The sequence below is a fragment of the Dielma fastidiosa genome (assembly GCF_000313565.1).
Lineage (GTDB): Bacteria > Bacillota_I > Bacilli_A > Erysipelotrichales > Erysipelotrichaceae > Dielma > Dielma fastidiosa.
In genome coordinates this window covers 197,170-217,198 of the sequence record NZ_HE578925.1, presented here as the reverse complement: position 1 = coordinate 217,198, position 20,029 = coordinate 197,170, and the positions used below count along the sequence as shown (strand labels likewise).

Annotated in this window: 22 protein-coding genes; 5 read left to right on the top strand and 17 right to left on the bottom strand. The window is 41.9% G+C overall.

Translation table 11 applies throughout. From position 1 onward, the window contains the following. Positions 1-4: 4 nt before the first annotated feature. The 10 genes from DAHG_RS06770 to DAHG_RS18985 form a co-directional block, all read right to left on the bottom strand. Complete coding sequence (locus DAHG_RS06770) at positions 5-307, bottom strand: PTS sugar transporter subunit IIB (RefSeq protein ID WP_022937590.1); 303 nt, start codon at positions 305-307, stop codon at positions 5-7. A 1-nt stretch (position 308) separates the two neighbouring features. Then, on the bottom strand, positions 309-617 hold the full coding sequence (locus DAHG_RS06765; RefSeq protein WP_022937589.1) for a PTS lactose/cellobiose transporter subunit IIA: 309 nt from the start codon (positions 615-617) through the stop codon (positions 309-311). A gap of 1 nt (position 618) precedes the next feature. Further along, on the bottom strand, positions 619-2,526 hold the full coding sequence (locus DAHG_RS06760; RefSeq protein ID WP_022937588.1) for a BglG family transcription antiterminator: 1,908 nt from the start codon (positions 2,524-2,526) through the stop codon (positions 619-621). Positions 2,527-2,653: 127 nt separating this feature from the next. Beyond that, a complete protein-coding gene (locus DAHG_RS06755) occupies positions 2,654-3,331 on the bottom strand; it encodes a 5'-methylthioadenosine/adenosylhomocysteine nucleosidase (RefSeq protein ID WP_022937587.1) in 678 nt (225 codons plus the stop codon). Beyond that, positions 3,328-4,041, bottom strand: a complete 714-nt coding sequence (locus tag DAHG_RS06750; protein WP_022937586.1) for a class I SAM-dependent DNA methyltransferase — start codon at positions 4,039-4,041, stop codon at positions 3,328-3,330. The genes DAHG_RS06755 and DAHG_RS06750 overlap by 4 nt, the downstream gene beginning before the upstream one ends. Continuing rightward, positions 4,041-4,373, bottom strand: coding sequence for a ribosome silencing factor (gene rsfS, locus DAHG_RS06745; RefSeq protein WP_022937585.1), 333 nt, complete (start codon positions 4,371-4,373; stop codon positions 4,041-4,043). The genes DAHG_RS06750 and rsfS overlap by 1 nt, the downstream gene beginning before the upstream one ends. Further along, positions 4,370-5,404 carry a nicotinate (nicotinamide) nucleotide adenylyltransferase gene (gene nadD, locus DAHG_RS06740; protein WP_022937584.1) on the bottom strand — a complete coding sequence of 345 codons (1,035 nt, stop codon included), beginning with the start codon at positions 5,402-5,404 and terminating at the stop codon, positions 4,370-4,372. Before nadD ends, rsfS begins: the two co-directional genes overlap by 4 nt. Then, positions 5,394-5,678: a YhbY family RNA-binding protein gene (locus tag DAHG_RS06735; RefSeq protein ID WP_022937583.1), complete on the bottom strand. Its 285-nt coding sequence runs from the start codon at positions 5,676-5,678 to the stop codon at positions 5,394-5,396. Before DAHG_RS06735 ends, nadD begins: the two co-directional genes overlap by 11 nt. Then, positions 5,678-6,757 carry a ribosome biogenesis GTPase YqeH gene (gene yqeH / locus DAHG_RS06730; protein WP_022937582.1) on the bottom strand — a complete coding sequence of 360 codons (1,080 nt, stop codon included), beginning with the start codon at positions 6,755-6,757 and terminating at the stop codon, positions 5,678-5,680. The genes DAHG_RS06735 and yqeH overlap by 1 nt, the downstream gene beginning before the upstream one ends. A 4-nt stretch (positions 6,758-6,761) precedes the next feature. Then, the gene (locus DAHG_RS18985; protein ID WP_022937581.1) at positions 6,762-7,256 is read right to left on the bottom strand and encodes a YqeG family HAD IIIA-type phosphatase; all 495 of its coding nucleotides are present in this window, start codon (positions 7,254-7,256) and stop codon (positions 6,762-6,764) included. 197 nt (positions 7,257-7,453) lie between these two features. On the opposite strand from DAHG_RS18985, the gene sigK reads away from it, so the two are divergent. Then, on the top strand, positions 7,454-8,152 hold the full coding sequence (gene sigK / locus DAHG_RS06720; protein WP_022937580.1) for an RNA polymerase sporulation sigma factor SigK: 699 nt from the start codon (positions 7,454-7,456) through the stop codon (positions 8,150-8,152). Positions 8,153-8,158: 6 nt separating this feature from the next. Here the strand turns inward: sigK and DAHG_RS06715 are convergent, their stop codons facing one another. Then, positions 8,159-9,205 (bottom strand): hypothetical protein, encoded by a 1,047-nt coding sequence (locus tag DAHG_RS06715; protein WP_022937579.1) that lies wholly within the window; start codon positions 9,203-9,205, stop codon positions 8,159-8,161. Next, positions 9,186-10,133, bottom strand: coding sequence for a Gfo/Idh/MocA family protein (locus DAHG_RS06710; protein ID WP_022937578.1), 948 nt, complete (start codon positions 10,131-10,133; stop codon positions 9,186-9,188). Before DAHG_RS06710 ends, DAHG_RS06715 begins: the two co-directional genes overlap by 20 nt. A gap of 119 nt (positions 10,134-10,252) precedes the next feature. On the opposite strand from DAHG_RS06710, the gene DAHG_RS20485 reads away from it, so the two are divergent. Both DAHG_RS20485 and DAHG_RS18975 read left to right on the top strand, forming a co-directional pair. Next, positions 10,253-11,074 (top strand): CAP domain-containing protein, encoded by an 822-nt coding sequence (locus DAHG_RS20485; protein ID WP_022937577.1) that lies wholly within the window; start codon positions 10,253-10,255, stop codon positions 11,072-11,074. A gap of 1 nt (position 11,075) precedes the next feature. Further along, complete coding sequence (locus tag DAHG_RS18975) at positions 11,076-11,972, top strand: RluA family pseudouridine synthase (RefSeq protein WP_022937576.1); 897 nt, start codon at positions 11,076-11,078, stop codon at positions 11,970-11,972. Between the two features lie 30 nt (positions 11,973-12,002). Here the strand turns inward: DAHG_RS18975 and DAHG_RS06695 are convergent, their stop codons facing one another. Beyond that, a complete protein-coding gene (locus tag DAHG_RS06695; protein ID WP_161650510.1) occupies positions 12,003-13,028 on the bottom strand; it encodes an N-acetylmuramoyl-L-alanine amidase family protein in 1,026 nt (341 codons plus the stop codon). 91 nt (positions 13,029-13,119) lie between these two features. On the opposite strand from DAHG_RS06695, the gene DAHG_RS20870 reads away from it, so the two are divergent. After that, the gene (locus tag DAHG_RS20870; RefSeq protein WP_022937574.1) at positions 13,120-13,287 is read left to right on the top strand and encodes a YjzC family protein; all 168 of its coding nucleotides are present in this window, start codon (positions 13,120-13,122) and stop codon (positions 13,285-13,287) included. 44 nt (positions 13,288-13,331) lie between these two features. On the opposite strand, the gene parC is transcribed toward DAHG_RS20870, so the two are convergent. Together parC and parE are read right to left on the bottom strand one after the other, a co-directional pair. After that, entirely contained in the window at positions 13,332-15,809 is a 2,478-nt protein-coding gene (parC, locus tag DAHG_RS06685) for a DNA topoisomerase IV subunit A (protein WP_022937573.1), read from the bottom strand. Next, entirely contained in the window at positions 15,809-17,734 is a 1,926-nt protein-coding gene (gene parE / locus DAHG_RS06680; RefSeq protein WP_022937572.1) for a DNA topoisomerase IV subunit B, read from the bottom strand. Before parE ends, parC begins: the two co-directional genes overlap by 1 nt. 130 nt (positions 17,735-17,864) lie before the next feature. Between parE and plsY the strand changes: the two genes are divergently transcribed. Beyond that, complete coding sequence (plsY, locus tag DAHG_RS06675) at positions 17,865-18,461, top strand: glycerol-3-phosphate 1-O-acyltransferase PlsY (protein WP_022937571.1); 597 nt, start codon at positions 17,865-17,867, stop codon at positions 18,459-18,461. 43 nt (positions 18,462-18,504) lie between these two features. Here the strand turns inward: plsY and DAHG_RS06670 are convergent, their stop codons facing one another. After that, complete coding sequence (locus DAHG_RS06670; protein ID WP_022937570.1) at positions 18,505-19,185, bottom strand: DUF2461 domain-containing protein; 681 nt, start codon at positions 19,183-19,185, stop codon at positions 18,505-18,507. Continuing rightward, a complete protein-coding gene (locus DAHG_RS06665) occupies positions 19,182-20,024 on the bottom strand; it encodes an RNA polymerase sigma factor (RefSeq protein ID WP_022937569.1) in 843 nt (280 codons plus the stop codon). Before DAHG_RS06665 ends, DAHG_RS06670 begins: the two co-directional genes overlap by 4 nt. Between the last annotated feature and the right edge of the window lie 5 nt (positions 20,025-20,029).

Below are 20,029 nucleotides of genomic sequence, written 5' to 3'. Positions count from 1 at the left end.
TTCTTTAAGATAACGCTTCAAGCGCCTGTGTCAATATATTTTCCCCATTGCATCGACCATAATCAAGTTGACCGATCATCACAAATTTTTTATCAGCCTGTCGGCATCTTAATTCAAAATCACCCGCCCGATAAGCAATTTGCGGTGCCAGCATGACAATATCCGCTTTAGGCAGATTCTCATCAATATCTTTCTCACCTACCGCCCATATCCGGCAATCCACCCCTTTCTGCTTTGCTGCCTCTTTCATTTTCGATACGACTAAGCTTGTTGAAAAACCACCGCTGCAACACAATAATATATTCATTCTATTTTCCTCCTATCCTTTCATAAAGATGAATGAATTTCTGTGCTAAAATACATATTAGTTCTGCTGATGACAAATGATCTAAAGCATGCGCGAGAATTAAATCGACATCAATCTTTTGACCGTTAGCCAGCAAATCTAATATATCTTTATGTACCTGATGAGCTAAAACCAATTCCTTATCCGCTTTCTCAAGTTCCTGTTTTGCTTTCTCAAATTCATTTGTTTCCGCAAAGGCAATGCTCTCTAAAGCCATGCTCTTAGCATTACCCGCATGCAAAATAATCTCAAACCCTTTTTCAATTCCCATTTTAATGTTCTCCTTGTTTTTCTATTTCATTAAATAATGTCTGGTAAGTAGGATTTTTTATTAAAGTAAGAATGCTTTCCTTACTTGATACCAGCTTTGCAAACTCTTCATACATCCGCTGTGCTTTAGCGCCGTCCCCCTTTTTCACATTGCCGATCAATATTACCTGCACATAATCATGGGTCCAAAAGACTGGTTTATTTAAGATTGTTACCGACATAAAGGTTTCATTTGTTTCCTGCACCAGTGGATGCGGAAAAGCGATTTTATTGTCTATTTCCGTTGAAAATAATGCTTCACGGCGCAGAGTTTGTTCATAGAAATCTTCCTGCAGCTGATGATTTAATTTCAATCGCAAAACAATTGCATTAATAATTTCATGCTTATTCTCACCCTTTATATCAGTCATAAAATCTTCAGGAGATAATATATCAATCAAGCCCCAGCTCTCTTTTTGGGCATCAAAGAAGCTATTGATATTACCGATATCATTGCTGCTGAGCATATGTGAAATCTGCAATACAGGCTTCTGTAATTCATAAGGCAGCGGTACTGTCGTCAAGACATAATCATATTCATCGAGATTTTTTTCACTCACTTCATGAAGATCAGCAGTATCAATTTTTGAAATATATTTCGCAAAATTTGAGCTTACTTTAAAAGCCAGTAAATTGGCCATGCCGCCGCCGGTTGAACAGATTATCAAAATTTTTTTAAGGTTGATAATCTGAAGCTTTTCACGTTCGAGTGCAAGATTGAAATGCAGTGCCAGATAGCCTATCTCATCTTCGTCCAATCCCATATCAAATTCTTCTTCTAATACCATAGCTGCTTCAACTGCAATTTCATAGGCTAACGGATATGTTTTTTTAATATCACTGACATAGGGATTTTTGATGCCAAAATTAAATCGAATACGGCTTATTAAAGGAATCATATGCAGGCCAAGAGATATATAAAGTTCAAAATCTTTAGAAAAATCTTTAGCGAATAAATCATTGATTCGATGAAAAATCTTTTTAATCAAGCGATCCAGATCGAAATGAATCGATTCCTCAAATTTCTGGTATTTATCTTGACTATATTTCTGATTACCGCTGAGAAGCTGGGTCAGATAGGCAATTTCATCAATCGGCACAGGATCATGATTTTTATCTTCCATCAATTTGGCAAGTTCACTGGCAGCAGCAAATTCTTTCATTTCACAGCAGTAGCTTAATTCCGCGACATCCATTCCGATGTAACAATTCTTCTGCATACGATACATGGCAATTACCATATAAATCCTTATTGAATCTAATGAGGTAGATGACATCGATAATTCATGACGTTTAAGGATTTGTTTGATCTGATTCATCGCTAATAATTTTTCATATTGATTTAATTGCTCATTAGAAATATATGATGAGTAAATAGATTGAATATATCGACGGCGGTCTCTTTCTTTACCTTCAATTTTCATGCCATAAAATGGTTTTGACACGATTTCTAAATGGTATTTCATAAAGCTTTTATTAATTTTATTTAATACCGAAGATATCTTCGCTCTTGAAAAATAATAAATATCTGTCAGCTCATCAATTTTTATATAATTCTTGGTTGTAAGTAAAAAATAGGTCAGCTGAATTTCAATATTTTCATCACGATTTGCATCTTCCCGCTGTATGACGACACTTTTCAGAAATGAATTAAATCGATGTTCATCATCAATAATCAAGTGAATACCGATACTTCTTTTTGATTCAATATGCGCGCCTTTTGTACTTAATTCACGTTTTAATTGCATAAGATCATTCTGCACTGTTTTGTATGAAACATTTAATCTTAACGATAAATCCTTGATTGTCATCGGCTCATGATTTTCTAATAATTCATGCAATAGAATATTCAACCGTCTTTCTTGATTCATTTTCTTTCTCCTTACAGTTATATAATGCACTGCTTTTATAATTACCTCCATACTTATTTATGCCAAATAGTTTTGGTAAAATTGCTTTTATTATAAAGAAAAAAGCTGGAATCACAGGGATTTCAGCTTATAATATTGCTACGATTTGTTTAGTAAACTCAGCGGATCGCTTTGAAGCTACACTGACATATTTTAGAAAATCCATTGGTGAATCATCATTCACCGCTACATCTGAGAGCGAACGCAAAACGATAAATGGCAGTTTATAATAAGCCGCTGCCTGTGCGATACCGCCAGCTTCCATTTCAGCGCAGATACTTTTTGGATAGCGTGATAAGATGCGCTCTATCTGATGATCTTCATGGATAAATTGATCACCGGTCGCTACCATGCCAATATGATAAGGAATTGCCATGTTTTGAAGAACTTGGCTGGCGATTTCAAGCAAGTGCTGATCTGCTTCATAAAACAATCCATAACCGCTTTCCCCATCAATGCCGCTGGTATCAAAATCATGCTGAACAACACGATCACTGATCACGACATCAAGCACATGTTCACTCGCCTTTAAACCGCCGGCGGTGCCGATATTCAAGAGCGCCTTTAACGGATAGCGGGTCGCAAGCACCGTTGCCGCGATTGCCGCATTTACCTTGCCGACACCGCTCAGACACAGCACAACCTTTTTACCGGCTAATTCTGCTTCATAAACGGTTGTGTGAACGACCTGCTTTTCTTGCACATGTTCACACAGCAGCAGCATTTCATCAATTTCTTTCTGCATTGCCGCAATGATTCCAATCATTGTTCTGCCCCCTTTTTCAAAATATAGAAATATTTTTCTCCTTCAGTGATGCCGTCATGAATAAAATCCGTCACGATGTTCACTGTAAACCCGCATTTTTCAGCTTCAGCCTTCAGCCACAGCGGATCATACACACGCTGTATATGCTGTTCATAATGGGCATTGGCCGCTTCATCATAGAATACAAAATTCTGATAGATTAAATCATCATCACTTTGAATACTCCATTCATAATTTGTGCCGTCTAAACAGCCCTCTTCAAGAAATTCTTCCTTAAATTCATCAAGTCGGTCTAAGGAATGAACATCAAAGATAAATGTGCCCTGCTCAGAAAGCAGTTCATACGCTTGCTGCAGAAGATGAATGATCTGTTCATCCTCCAGAATATAATTTAAGCTGTCACAAAGACATAGCATCAGTTCAGGCACTGCTTTAATCTTTAAGTCAATCATGTTCTGAACACTCCAATCGACCTTATCCGCATCAGGCTTTTGCTTTGCCTGATTAATCATATCCTCAGATAAGTCACTGGCTTCAATCGTATAGCCCTTGCGCGCCAAAGCAAGTGTAATCTCCCCGCTTCCGCAGGCACATTCGACAACATGCTTAAAATCGGCAGAACGTTCAATCAGATCGACCCATGCCTGCGTAGCCTCATCATCCTTCACCAATGAATCATAATGAGCAGCTAAAGCATGATACATATTCATTAAAAATTCACCCGATCACAGCCGGCATACAGCTTCTCAAGCGCATAGACTGACCGTTCATTTTCTTCAAAGATATGGACAACAACACTATCAGCATCGACAAGCACCCATTTGCTTTCCTTGTTGCCTTCAATATGCTTTAACGGCAGCTGTTCTTTTAAAAGATCTTCACGGATATAATCAGCCAGCGCGTTAACCTGACGCAGATTGCTGGCAGTCGTGATTACCACATAATCGATGAATGGATTAAATTTATTAAAATCATAGACGATGGTGTTGTATCCTTTCGCTTTATCAATAGATTTCAAAATTGTTTCAAGCGTTTGATTCATAGTTTCTTCTCCTTCTTTAAATATGCCTGCTGCTGTGCATGAACCAGTTCATAGGCTTTATGCAGATTTTCTTCGGCAAGTACGATTTCCTGACTGGAATCATAATCACGCAGCGGGTCTAGCTTATCAGCCATATATAAAATCATCGCCAACGGGTCTGTACTGTCTCCCTTGACATGATGATAGATGGCGTTCAGAATTTTTTTATCATTTAACCGATAATGTCTTTTAACCGTATCAGCCCCCAGATAACCATGCCAGATGGCCGGTGCTTCATCCAGATATTGAGGAAATTGCGTCTGCATCCAAAGCCGTGCTTTTTCATAAGGCCATTGCTTGCAGATATCATGAAGCATCCCCGCTGTATAAGCGGCCTGGGCGTCAAGACCATGGGCTTTAGCCAAATGGGCGCTTAATGCCGCCACACTGACAGAATGCCGATACCGCTTCTCACTCATTGAATGAGCCGCGTATTCATCAATATAAAGCCGCTCCTGCGCTATAATAGAACGCACAGACGCGGGACAATGCTGAAAAGCCCCTTGGCGGATCTGCGTACTGGATACCGGCATTTCCTCCATATCCAAAATCGGCAGGTCATAAGCGCAGTTGATCAATTCCCCATTGCGGCGAAATATTTTAAAAGCAGCCAGCTGCAGACACTCCTCAATATTCTTCCATTTATCAAGCTGTGCAGCCTGATCAGCGCCGATGTACCAAACAAATTCAGCCTTTGGATAACGCTTCTTTAACGCTCTCAGCGTTCTCACCGTATAAGATGGAGCTGCCAGCTTTTCCTCAATCGTACATAATTTCATATGCCGATATGGCGCAACCGCCGCTTTCACCATGGCCGCGCGGATCGCATAGGAAGTCAGCGCCCGATCCTTCAGCGGGGTAGAAACCGTTGGAATATACCAAACCTCTTTGCAGTGATCCTTCCTCAGTGCCCATTTTCCCATTGCCAGATGGGCATTGTGGATTGGATCAAAGCTGCCGCCCACCAAACCAATCCGCATCTTATAATTCACACTTATTCTTTTTGCTGCGGCGATACAGGATAACTGTTTTGCCGATGATCTGTACAATTTCACTATTGGTGGCGGCTGACAGATCAAGCGCTGCTTCCTGAATACCCACCGGGCAAGTCTTCAAAGCATTCAGCTTCACAAGCTCATGTGCTTCCAAAGAATCAGACAAGGTGGCACATAGATTTTCGGTAATACCATCTTTGCCGATTTGAAATAAAGGACGAAGCTTCTGCCCCATGCCTCTTAATTTAGTTTTATCACTTTTACTTAACATTAAATCATTTCCTCTCTGAATGTCACATTGACATTTTTATCTGTATATACACGTATCTGAGACACATGTCCCTGAATGCAGAACCAGCCAAGTCCATGGATCACAACATCGATACTGCCATTCAATCCATCCCGCTGTACCATCGCAAAATCCCTGAATGATTTGCTGATTGATGGCACAAGCAGCTCATTGATATGATCCACCCACAGCTTATCCGCATTTTCCTGCTTGCCGCGGTGAATTTTTAATCGGTCACTGAAGTAGCAGACACAGCTCACCGCTTCACAATCCAATAAATCCAACCGTACCAAACCGCCTACGGAAAGGGTTTGTGAACCTTTCAGCTGATAAACAATCGGCTTCACCTGTTTCATCGGGATCACACTCTTTAAATCCGCATCGCTGATATGCGTCAGCAAGCTGTCTAAGCGTGTTAAGCCCGGTGTATCATAAATCACAAAATCTTCAAACGGCAGCTTGGTAAAATCTAAGGTCGTGCCGGGATGACGCGACGTAGTCAGCTGCGCTGAATTCATCAAAGCATTCAGCAGCGTTGATTTACCAGCATTAGCCATACCAATCACGGCCACATCACGATCATGACGCAGCAGATGGATACAGTTCAGCACCTCATCAACACTGTAATTCATCTGCGTATTGGCATTCTTAACCAAATCTCCGCATATCACGATTCCCTTGACACTGATGCCTGTCTGCTTCAATCGGCGCATGATAAACTGAGCCAGCTTCTCATTTCCCAGCGTATCCGGAAGCAGATCCCGCTTCGTACCAACCAGTACGATATCCTTACCCGCTAAATGGCGGTTTATGCCGCTTAGCAGATTCGCTTCAAAATCAAACAGATCCACAACCCATAAAATTAAAGCATCCAGTTCAGCAACCCGGCTCAGCACTGAATCAGAATCAATTCCCTGCTTCATTGAAATCATCACATCGTCATAATGACGGATGCGAAAACAACGCTGACAATAATCAGCCTCAGGTTTAGGTGTATATCCGATCTGGCCGGCATCCTCGCTCTGCAGCTCAGCACCGCAGCCAATACATTTTTTACTCATTCGTTTACCTCTTTTCAAACTGTTTCAGAATCCACCGCTCTGCATGACGATTGATTCGAGTATAAATAATATCCTTTTCAGATAAGGGCTGACTTAATATCATCAGCATCTTCATTCGCTTAGCACCCAGCCCATCAGTCAGCAGCTGATCGCCAAGACAGGCGCATTGATGAGCGTCAACCTGAAAATCATTCAATATTTTACGGTATGTATGCTTCATCGGCTTCAGCGCGAAAGCATATGACCTTACACCTAAAGCCTCACCATATTGCCTTACCCGCTCTTCTCGATTATTAGAAATCAGACAGAACTTAAGATTGGCAGCCTGTACCTTTCTGACAAATTCGCTTACATTTGCACCAGGCAGCTTTTCATCATGAACCGCCAATGTATTATCTATATCACAGATCAGCAATTCAATGCCTGCCCTTTGAAGCATGCCGACATCCAGCTGCTGATAAGATGCAATCTGCAGATCCGGTTTTAAATAATCAAACATAGGCCACCTCCTGCTTATTATACCAAAACCAGCAGTGTGAATAAAGACTTTTATCCGTGTTTAATCATCAAATCAACTGAATTCTCGGTTTTAAACACGATCCCTAAAGATTGTATCAAAACCGAATCAGATACAAAATAAATTAATTAGAAATAGTTTCTTAAAATTATTCATAGACTATATCAGGTGAGAAAATTATGTTTGAAACTTTATTATCGTGTTTTACCAATCTATTTACTTATTTAGGCTTTATCCAGTCCCGCCGCTTTAAAGATCCGCTTTCCAAAGAGGAAGAAGCTGAGCTGCTGCAGCGACTTGAAAATCATGATCAGGAAGCCCGCAACAAGCTGATTGAGCATAATCTCAGACTGGTCGCTCATATCGTAAAAAAATATGACATCAAGAAAATTGATAAAGAAGATCTGATCAGCATCGGTACGATTGGTTTGATTAAGGCGATTGATACGTATCGGCTGGAAACCGGCCATAAATTAACAACCTACGCAGCCCGATGCATTGAAAATGAAATTTTGATGGCTATTCGTTCTAATGCCAAACACGCGTCCACCATTTCGTTAAATGAACCGATTGGCAATGAAACTGACGGCAGTTCAATGTCTTTAATTGATGCCATTGCTTCAGAACCGACCAATCCGATTGATGATTATATGCTTGATGAAAACATTAAAAAAATGAAGGACTATCTCTATGTCCTTGATCAGCGTGAATTAGAGATTTTAACACGCCGTTATGGCTTATTTAATCATCCTGAACAGACGCAAAAGGAAATCGCAAAGGAATTTCACATTTCACGCTCCTATGTCTCACGGATCGAAAAAAGAGCGATAATCAATCTGTATAAGGAATTCTGCAAACATGAAAAAAGTGTCCGCTAAGTGACACTAATAAGGGAAATAATTCAGCTGAACTGGCAGCTTTTCATTGATTTTAACTAATGCCTGTTTAAAATCCTGACGGTCAAATACCGCAACATCGATATAACAATAATGCGTACCTAAAGCACCGCCGATGCAACGTGCCAGCCCCAGTGAATAAAGCAATTCATTCAATTCCCTTTCAAGCTGTTTTTTATTATGCGCGAGATTTTCACTTACTCCCTCATGCTCATAAACCAGAGTTCCGTATTCACCGCCAAGCCGATTAAAGTTATCTAAAATCAAACGCTGTTCATTCATGATTTCCACAAATAATTCCGGATGGCATGTAGTGATCAGCAGCTTATCGTGATGAACACTATCATTGATTTCTTCCTTATCCAGCTTATACGCCCGATAAATCTGGGTCGGATCTTTAAAGTCCGGCCATTTTTTAGTTTCAATCAGATCAAGCAATCGTTCATATAAATCGGCTAAGGCAAACCACTCTTCCTTGGCATCCTGCTGATCTACACAAGTAAAGCTATTGATATGAGCTTCCATCTGTAAAGTACCAATCATCATTTCAAGCAGCAGGGCGGTAATCGTTTGCTTTTCCTTTTCATCCTGCCATTCAAATGCCGCGCAGCACACATCAAGATCAACCATCTGAGCGCCCTCAAGCACATGCATGCATATTTGAATATCTTCAACTCCATAGCTGACATCGCGCACATCAAAACGTGTTTGAAAGCCTTTTTCGCTTAATGGCTGCTGGCAATCATTGATGATCCAATGATTTAATACTCTTTCCGGTGCAAATTTTTTGATATAAGCGCAGATAAGCTGTGAGCTTTTATCATCGCCGCTTAGAAAAGTACATTCATAAAAATCTTCGCCATTGCCTTCAACCTCTAAGAAACAACCGGCTGTTGATAATAATTCATCATTTAAAATCCGGACAAGCTCTATAATTTTTGCCTGCTGCTGATCCTTTAATGCTTCTTGTAGTTCCATTTGCTGCTTGATAAACAGCTGCCAGAATTTCTTAGTCTTAGTTTTGATTGTATCCATGTTCTATTGCCTCCTTAATGATTCCACAATTCAAAAGTCCGGATATCGATGCATTGCTTTTGACCTTGCCCAGAATCAAATCAGCAAAATAATTGATCTGCGGCGTAAATTCAGAAGGCTGGTCACAGATAAAGCTTTCCTTTAAACCATCATATCGCTGCAGCTCCATGCGGCTGCTCTTCCAAAAATCAGGAATCGTTATCGTTCCCTCACTGCCGTAAATAATCGCGGCATTCTGCTTATCAAGCAGGAAACTGGCCTGAATCGATGCCCAGGTATCTTGGTATGTCAATAATAATTCAGCCGTATCATCAACACCGCTGGCGCATAAATGAAACCATGCGTCAACATGATTGGGTTCATTCAGCAATTCACGTACCATTGCCAAGGCATAACAGCCGACATCAAATAAAGCACCGCCGCCCTTCTGCACATCAAAAATCGGATGGCTTGCATCAATGTCACTTTTGCGGCAGAAGCTAGCTTCCATGTGAATCACCTTACCGATTTTACCATCATTCAGCCATTGCTTCGCCTTTTGGGTGGTCGGCAGATAACAGACCTTCATGGCCTCCATCAGAATCAGATTATGCTCCTGGGCAAATTGATAGGCGCTTAAAGCTTGCGCTGGTTCAATAAACGCCGGCTTTTCTACCATACAATGCAGTCCAGCCCTTAAAGCCTGCATCACATTTTCAAAATGCAGAAAATTAGGGGTGGCAATATATACCGCATCAAGCTCATCATGATTCAGGAACTGATGAAGATCATCAGTATAGCTTTGAATATTAAAATCATCAGCAAATTGCTTTGCCTTATCCGCTTTACGCGCGTAAACACTGACAACGCTAAATGTCTCTGCTCCCTGTACACCCTTCATAAAACGATGAGCAATGTTGCCTGCTCCCAGAATTCCTAAACGAATCATTCTATACCACCTCAGCAATCGCATTTATTTTATCATTATTCAGTTATTTATACAATTGAAGAAAATCGACAATTGATGCTGATAATGATATAATAATAACACTTAAAAGAGGGTTTTATATGAAAAAAATAATGCTTACACTCTGCCTTTTCATGGCATCTTCCCTGTCTGTTCACGCGTTCAGCGAGGGCAGCTGGGTTAAGGAAGAAGCTGGCTGGGCTTATTATAATGTTGAAAATATGCGGCTCAGCGGCTGGATTCAGGATCAGTATCAATGCTGGTACATGCTGGATTATGACAGCGGCATCATGAAGACTGGCTGGGTTGCGGAAAACCGTGACTGGTATTACTTGAATCCTGATAACGGCATCATGCAGGACAGCAAATGGATTACTGAAAACGGTACAAGCTACTATCTATTGCCAAATGGTAAAATGGCGGTCGGCCTCGTTGAAATTGACGGTGTCAGTCACCTATTTGCGGAAAATGGCAGTTATCTCGGCGAAGCTTCTCAAAATGAACCGCTGCCGCCTGACAGTGATCTGAGCGAAAGCAGCTATGAACGCTCGATGGCTGAACAGGTCATTGATCAAGTCAATGAATATCGCGCTGAAGCTGGCTTAAAAGCACTCAGCAATGCTTCTGCCGCATTACAAAACGCTGCTGATATCCGAGTGAATGAGTTAGCCGCCGACTTCAGTCATGAAAGACCTGACGGCAGTTATTTCGCAACCGTGCTTGATGAGGTAGGAATTGATACATATTATTATGCGGAGAATATCGCTTTTGAATATCAAAGTGTTGATGAAGCCATGGATTTCTGGATGCATTCAGAGTCCCATCGCATCAATATCTTAAATGAAAGCTTTAATGAAATTGCTGTCAGCCTGATTCCTTCAAGCACAGGTTATCTGTGGGCGATGATCTGCATTGGAGAATAAGATGAAATTTTATAAAAAAGATGAATATGCCGTAACGGTGATTGAACATGACAGCTCTGTTGATGAGGTCTTGACAGCCTGCCGTCAGTCTAAAAAGCAGCGCTATCTCTGCTATCAGCAGCGAAGGCTGTTAGTGAATCAGCAGCCAATCATACAAAATTGTCCGTTAAAGCCGGGTGATGAATTGGCAATCCGTGTTTTCATTGATGAAGCCATCGACTTTCTGCCTGATGTCCTGCCCCTTGATATTGTTTATGAGGATGAGGTGCTGCTGATTGTCAATAAGCCGCCTGGATTATTAGTTCATCCGGATCAGAAGGATGGCCGTCATACCTTGGCAAATGCCGTCAGCGCTTATTATCACGCAAGCGGTCAATCACATGCGATCCGTCCGATTCATCGCCTTGATTTTGAAACCAGCGGTCTGGTATTATTCAGCAAATGCTCATTCTTTCAGCCGCTGCTTGATGAAATGCTCGCGAATAAGCAGATTGCCCGCAGCTATCTGGCCATCGTTAACGGTGCGCTGAAGCCTCACTCAACGCAGACCATTGACGCGCCGATTGGCAGTGACCGGCATGTAAACAATAAATACAGAGTAAGCAAGACCGGTAAGCCGGCGGTGACTCATATTACCTGTCTAAAAGAAAATCAGCGCAAGAAAATTTCACTTGTCGAGTGTCAGTTAGAAACCGGCAGGACGCACCAGATCCGTGTTCATTTGGCTTCAATACAGCGGCCAATTCTCGCCGATCCGATTTATGGAAAACCCTCGCCGCTGATTCAGCGATGTGCCTTGCATGCCTATAAGCTGCGATTGATTCATCCGATGAGTATGAAAGCCTTACTCATAGAAACAAAAATGCCGGAAGATATGCAATTATGTCTCAAAAAATAGAGGGCTGTGACAGCGATCACAACCCTTTTTCTATTCTTCAAGCAATAAAATATGAACCTGATACGTATCCCCTTGCTGGGCAATTCCCACCGCTGATTTGGTAAATGCTTTGTCATTCAGCGCTTTCATAAAGACATAATCATCTTCAAGCTGATTGATACAATCCTCTGCGCTTGTCACATTCAGGCAAATAGCTTCCTTCGCATCCAGATAGCTTATTTTCTGTTCATCCAAAACCGTCGTGAAATATGTATTATTCGGACGGATGGAATCAGCTCGCGACAATCCTTCAAAAGCTCTGATCTCAGCCGCCGTCTGCAGATCAGCCATTTGGGTATCAAGCTGACCGCCGCTCATTTTCTTTAATTCCTTGATAATTTCCTTTTTTAGATCAGCCGCATCACTTGTGACCATGGCTTCCCCATTCACATAATAAGCACTGATTCCATTGATCGTCTGCCAGCCATAAACTGCCGCTCCATCAGCCGCAAAATAAAGCTTTCTGCCATCTGCCTCCTGCCAGCCGGTCTGCGCTACATTCTGTTTATAGTAATATAGTTTGTCATTAATTGTCACCAATCCATTCAGCAAGCTTTCAGAACTTGTGCCAATATACTTGCCATCAGTCGCAAACTCAAAGGTTTGATTATCGATGACAACTCGGCCGGTTGCCATTTGACCATTACCTAAAAAATAGTAGCGGCTGCCATTCTCACTAAGCCACATGTTTGAATACATAATACCGTTTGCCGGATTCAGATAGAACCAAGATTTATTCTGTGCCAGCCAGCCGGTCACCATTTTGCCATTCTTCTCATCAAGATAGTACCAGCAGTCATTCGTTTTCAGCCAGCCCTTGGTCATATAACCATTATCCTTTTGGAAATAATACCAGCTGCCGTCGATTTTTTTCCATTCTTTTACCATTTTATTATCTTCAATGTAGACCCGGTTATCCCCTATGGTTGCCCAATCGGCAGATACCCTGATACTTGTCATCGCCAAACACAGGCTTAAGCTTAAAGCTGCGATCAATCCTTGTTTTATTCTCATCATCAACAACTCCTTCATTCAAATTATATCACGGATTCACTTTCGCGTATAGTTTCTAAAATCGTCCGCATACTACTTGCAGGAGGTGATTTCAATGGCTCAAACAAAAAAATACAAACCTGGTGAAAACTGTGAAAAAACAGCTAAATATGCTGAATATACAGAATCAGGCAAGTTAGTCAATGAAGATATCGACGTTGATGAAGGGCATCGTTTCCCACCAGCGCAACAGAAAGGTTCTTATTTTATAGAACAGAAATAATGAAATTGCAGCCCAGGCAAATGCTTAGGCTGCAATTTTATTTATTAATTCAAATCAAAAGCTTCCTGTTCTACTTCCAGATTATCTTCTAACGGTTCTGTTTCACTAAATTCACGAATCTCAACCGTTTGGATTCCTTTCAGCGGATAGCTGTCAGCTTCAAGATGAAGGGCGGACGAGAAGGTCGCATCCTTACTCATCAATGCGATATCCTTAAACAATACCGGTTCAATCTTTTCTTTCATAAAATCAATCGCGTCATTCAAATCACCGCTGGCAATCATCTTAATGACAGATGGATTTGATTTCACCTTTTTACAGATACTTTCACCGCGTACCGGTCTTCCCGTCAGCGGCAGATCACTGGTTTTCAGACGTTTGATTGATTGATTTTCACAATAGATAACAACATAATTCTCATTATTATTTAAGGCGCATAAACTAGCCATCGCCTCTGCCTTCATAGCAATAATTCCCTTGCTGCGCGCACCGGTAGGCGTTATGTTATTCACATTATAACGAGAAACAAAGCCATTAGCTGAACAAACGATTAAATCCGCATTGTCATAAACCACGCAGGCAGCTACGACACGATCCTCAGCCTTAAGTCCCATCAGGTTCATTGTCTTGTTGTTTCTTGAAACCATTAAATCTTTGACCATTGTTCGCTTGATCATTCCCTGCAGAGAGAGAGTAATAATCGAAGCATTAGTATCAAAGCTGCTCAAAACAAAGGAAGCAATAACTTTTTCCTCACTGCTGATGGATACCATCGTATTCAAGTGAGAACCGATATCCTTCCATTTAGCTTCCTCGATCTCATAGACCGGCGTATAGCCATAAGCGCCGGAGCTGGTTATATAAAGCAATGTATCAAGCATATTTACTTCCTTATAACCAATCAGCTCATCGCCATCTTTTAAGCCCGTAGACAGATGCTCGCTGGCACTGTAAGAACGCAGTGATACACGTTTTACATAACCATCGCGTGAGATTGTTACCATCACCCTCTCATTCGGTATCATCTGCTGCTTATCGATGACAATTTCCTGGATTTCATTCTCAATTTTAGTCAGACGCGGTGAACCAAAAGCCTTCTTAACTTCCTTTAATTCACGCACAATTTCTTTACGCATCAGCTTTGGATAGGCAAGCATATCGTTTAAAATTTCCATTTCATTAACCAAATGTGAAAATTCATCACGCAGCTCATTGACATCGGTACTTGATAAACGATATAAACGTAAGGTTACAATAGCTTCTGCCTGTTCCTCGGTAAATTCAAAGCGTTCAATGATTCTTTTTTTAGAATCAGCCTTATCCTTAGATGATCGAATCAGCGCGATAATCTCATCCAAAACTGAAACAGCCTTAATCAAACCCTCTAAAATATGACAGCGTTTTTCCATGCGGTCCAATTCAAACTTACAGCGCCGGGTAATTACATCAATTCGATGGTTGATAAAAGCATCCAGCATCTGAGTCAGACCTAACTGCATCGGCCGCTTATTAACAATAGCCACGACGTTATAGTTATAAGAAACCTGCAGATCCGTATTCTTATACAGATAATTTAAAATCAGTTCAGCATTGGCTTCCTTCTTTAAATCAATCGCTACACGCAGACCATTGCGGTCACTCTCATCACGAACATCGATGATGCCGTCAATTTTTTTATTCAGACGAATGTCATCAATCTTGCGGACCAGATTGCATTTGATTACTTCATAAGGAAGTTCCTTCACAATAATCTGCTGGCCGGTTTTTGTCTGATTGATTTCAACCTTGGCGCGGACTACAATTTTACCGCGGCCGGTAGTAAAGGCATCTTTAATACCTTCGATTCCCTGTACGATACCGCCGGTTGGAAAATCTGGGCCCTGAATGTATTCCATCAGTTCATCTAATTCACAATCAGGAACCTGAAGCCGATAGATAGCCGCATCAATTACCTCACCTAAATTGTGCGGAGGAATATTGGTCGCGTAACCGGCGGCAATACCGCTGATACCATTCACTAAAAGGTTGGGATAGCGGGCAGGCAGCACTGTTGGCTCCATGTTGGTATCATCAAAGTTAGGCGTGAACTCTACGGTGTTTTTATCAATATCCTGAAGCAGATACTGGGCTAAGGGCGCTAATCTCGCTTCCGTATAACGCATGGCTGCCGGCGGATCATCATCCATAGAACCATTATTACCATGCATATCGATCAAAGGTTCCCGAGTTTTCCAGTTTTGCGACATACGAACCATGGCGTCATAAACCGAACTGTCGCCGTGCGGATGAAAATTACCGATAACTAAACCTACCGATTTTACTGATTTACGGTAAGGCTTATCATGGGTATTGCCATCGATCTGCATCGTATATAGGATTCGGCGCTGTACCGGTTTTAAACCATCACGGGCATCCGGAAGCGCTCGATCCTGAATAATATATTTTGAATAACGGCCAAAGCGATCACCCATGATCTCTTCAAGCGGCGATATCAAAACATGTGTTTTTTGTTCATCGGCCATTAACGTTTAACCTCCAATGCATAATTATCCTCAAGCGTAAAGCTGACATTCTCCTCAATCCAGTCACGGCGCACATCGGCTTTATCTCCCATCAGCACCGACACCCGGCGCTCCGCAAGCACCGCATCCTCAATGCTTACCTGAATCAATGTGCGGGTTTCCGGACACATCGTTGTATCCCACAGCTGATCGGCATTCATTTCACCAAGACCTTTATAGCGCTGCAAAGTGAAATTCTTCGGGAATGTTTTACGCAGTGCATTCAACTCCTCATCACTCCATGCATACTGTGTCTGATTGCCTTTGCTTAATTTATATAAAGGCGGCAATGCGATATAAACCATACCCTTTTCAATCAATTCACGCATATAACGGAAAAAGAAAGTAAGCAGCAAGACTTGAATATGCGCGCCGTCATCATCGGCATCGGTCATGATAATCACTTTGTGATAATTGCTGTCTTCAGCGGAGAAATTAGCTCCCACACCAGCTCCCAGCGCGTGAATAATTGTATTCAACTCTTCATTTTTTTCAATATTGGCGATGCTGGCTTTTTCTGTATTCAGCACCTTACCGCGCAGCGGCAGGATTGCCTGATAGCGGGAATCACGTCCCTGCTTGGCACTGCCGCCGGCAGAATCACCCTCGACCAGATATAACTCTTTTTTACGGGCATCCTTGCTTTGCGCAGCAGCCAGCTTACCAGATAAGATTTTCTCAGACTTACCGCGGCTTTTACCTTTACGCAGATCCTCACGCGCCTTGCGGGCCGCTTCACGCGCCTGAAAAGCCCGTGACATCTTTTTAATCAGCGTAAATGCCAAATCCTTATTTTCTTCAAGGAAATAAGTTAATTTTTCACTGACTAGATTTTCAACCGCTGACTTAGCCTCCGCGGTGCCCAGCTTCCCCTTTGTCTGTCCTTCAAACTGCAGTAAGTTCTCCGGAATCCCCAGTGACAAAATAACCGTCAGCCCCTCGCGGACATCACTGCCCTCAAAATTACGATCCTTTTCCTTTAAAAGACCATAACGGCGGGCATAATCATTAAACACCTTGGTAAAAGCGCTGCGGGCGCCTACCTCATGGGTACCGCCATCCTTCGTTCTTACCATATTGACAAAAGAAAACATATTCTCCTGATATTCATCGGTATACTGAAAAGCACAGTCAATCTGAATCTCATTCACCATACCGCTGAAGGATACCGGCTTATGAAAGACTTCCTTATCCTCATGAAGATACTCAATAAAAGCCTCTAAACCATTTTCATAGCAAAAGTCAGCATGCTTATCCTTGCGCAGATCCGTAACGATCATTCTCAGACCTTTTAATAAGAACGCGTTTTCTCTGGCTCTTTCTTCAATCGTTGAAAAAGAGAAATCCGTCGTTGAGAAAATCGTATCATCAGGCATAAAGCGCACTTTACTTCCCGTCTTATTCGTCTTTCCCAATTCCTTTAATTCAGAGACTTCGCTGCCGCCGTTTTTAAAACTCATGGCATACATCTTGCCGCCGGTGCAGACTGTCACCTCTACCCACTTACTCAACGCGTTAACAACGCTGGCACCTACGCCATGCAGACCGCCGCTGGTTTTATAACCGCCGCTGGTCGAGAATTTACCGCCCGCATGCAGTACCGTAAAAATAACCTGCAGTGTGGATACGCCGCTGGCATGCATCCCTACCGGCATGCCTCGGCCTTCATCTTCAACTGTCAGTGAACCATCTTTTTCAATGGTGATTTTAATTGTGTTCCCATGTCCGTTCAGTGCTTCATCGATTGCATTATCAACAATTTCCCAAACTAAATGGTGCAGCCCCCGGCTATCCGTTGAACCAATGTACATACCCGGACGCTTACGTACTGCCTCCAGACCATCTAAAATCTGTATACTGGTGGCATCATAAACATTTTCACTCATGGATTCACCTCATTCCATTTGTATAGTATAGCATAAAATGACCTGAATCCAATAATGAAATTTTTCATAATATTCAAAAAAACTTTTTAAAGTTGTACAACCATGATAGAATAGTCAATGAGGTGAAACTATGTTCATTCTTTATATGTTATTTGGCTATTTATTAGGCTCAATTCCATTTGCGTTAGTTATCGGGAAAGTCTTCTATCATACGGATGTACGCAATTATGGCTCAGGCAATCTCGGCGGCACCAATGCCGGCCGTGTACTCGGCAAGAAAGCAGGCATTGCCGTCATTGTATTAGACGCGCTGAAATGCGTACTGGCAATCTATCTTGTCTCACTCTTTGATAAGCAGGCATCGATCTGGTGCGGTCTTGCCGTTTGCATCGGCCACTGTTATCCAGTATTCGCACATTTTAAGGGAGGAAAAGCAGCTGCCAGTATGTTTGGCTTCTTATTTGCGGTTTCATTATTTACCGTCAATAACTTTCTCTGCTTCCTGATTCCCTTTCTCTGTTTCATGATCTGTCTTTATTTTTCAAAGATGGTTTCCTTGTCATCGATGGTCGCATCGCTGACTTCAACGCTCTGTCTGATTTTCTTCAAAGCGGAGACTTCGGTTATCATTGCCTCCCTGCTTATGGCAGTATTAATTATCTATCGTCATCAAGGCAATATTAAAAAGATTTTAAATGGCACAGAAAATAAAGTAAAGTGGTTATAAGAAACTGGCAGCACGACTTTCAAGGGTCATACTGCCAGTTTTTTTAATGTCTTTCAGGAAATACAAAATCGATCAGCGCCGCATTCAGGAAATCATTAAAGGGCTTCATCAGCCTGCATAGCTTGATCGTCTCGGCAATGAAACGCTCGCGCTCAGCAATCAGCTCATCTTCAATAAAGGCTTCCAGATACCAGCTCTTATACCGCAGATATTCACCCACTTTCGCATCCTCTTCATAACCCTTAGGCAGCTTTTTCAGCTTTGTGCCGCCAACCTTAAAATACTTGCGGAATTCAGAATCATTGATGATTGCCAGAAAAGCATCGGGATTTTGCTGGATATGACTGCGAATCATCGTAGTCGCGTCATTAAAAACATCTGCGAATAAACCGCCGCCGATAAACGACTGATTCTGTGAAGTCAATGAAATATAATAACCAACCGGTATCGGCAGCTTGCCGCCCGTTGATAAATGCGCGCGGAAGTTTGGATTGTAAAGGCTCTTATCCTTGCTGAAACGGGTATCCCGCACCATCCGATAGGTAAGCTCTTTGGGGTCCATGAAGCTTAATTCCCCTTCATCAAGCCCCTGTAAAAGATCACGAAGCAAATCATAAAAACACTGCTGAGCAGCTTGATATTCTTTTTTATGTTCATGCATCCATTCCTTATTGTTATGCTGTTTCAGTTCATTGATAAAATTTAATAATTCAGCGGTATTCATGCTGTCTCTCTCCCCTCATTCATCACTTCATTCAGCTGTCTGCTTTGCAGCAGTTTTTTTAAAAATTCTTTGATTTCAAGATGTGAGCAGAAACGTACTTCCTCACGATAAACATCTGATATTTCATCTAAATCTTCCATATTTTGAATAAAGTTCTCTATCTTAACATGATCACTGTATTCAAGATGCTGCGGATTCAGCCGGTGGGTTTTAATCGCAACGCCCAAACGTTTTTGACAGCTGCAGCTATCCTTATTGACAAGGCCGCAGTATTGTTTAAGAAAATCGCCCACCTTCTTACGTGAACGTGAAAGCCGCTGCCGATAGTTCTCCGCACTGATATTCAGGATATCCGCCGCATTCTGACTGTCAAGCTTAAACATCGTTCCCAGTATAAAGATACAGCGGTCTTCTGGCTTCAGGCATTGCAGCATAACATTAGTACATGACAATTTCAGCTCATCAGCCAATACTTCATGATCAACACCGCATGTATCCTTTTGCGAAGCTTCAATATAACCTGCCTCAATATCCTGCCCCATGATTTCAAAGCTGAGCGGCTGATCGGCAAACATGCTTTTACGGGTAGTCAGCAAGGTATTGACGGCAATCCTATATACCCATGTCGAAAAGGCACTTTCCTGACGGAAAGCAGATAAATTGCACATTACCTTGATTAATATTTCCGAAGCAGCATCCTCCGCATCAGCAACGCTGCCCAGCATTCTTAACGCCAAGGTAAAAATCTGATCCCGAACACTCAGCAGCAATTCCTCAAGTGCGCCACTGTCACCTTGAATGGCAGCTTGAATTAATTCCTGTTCATTTTTCTTGTCCATGATTC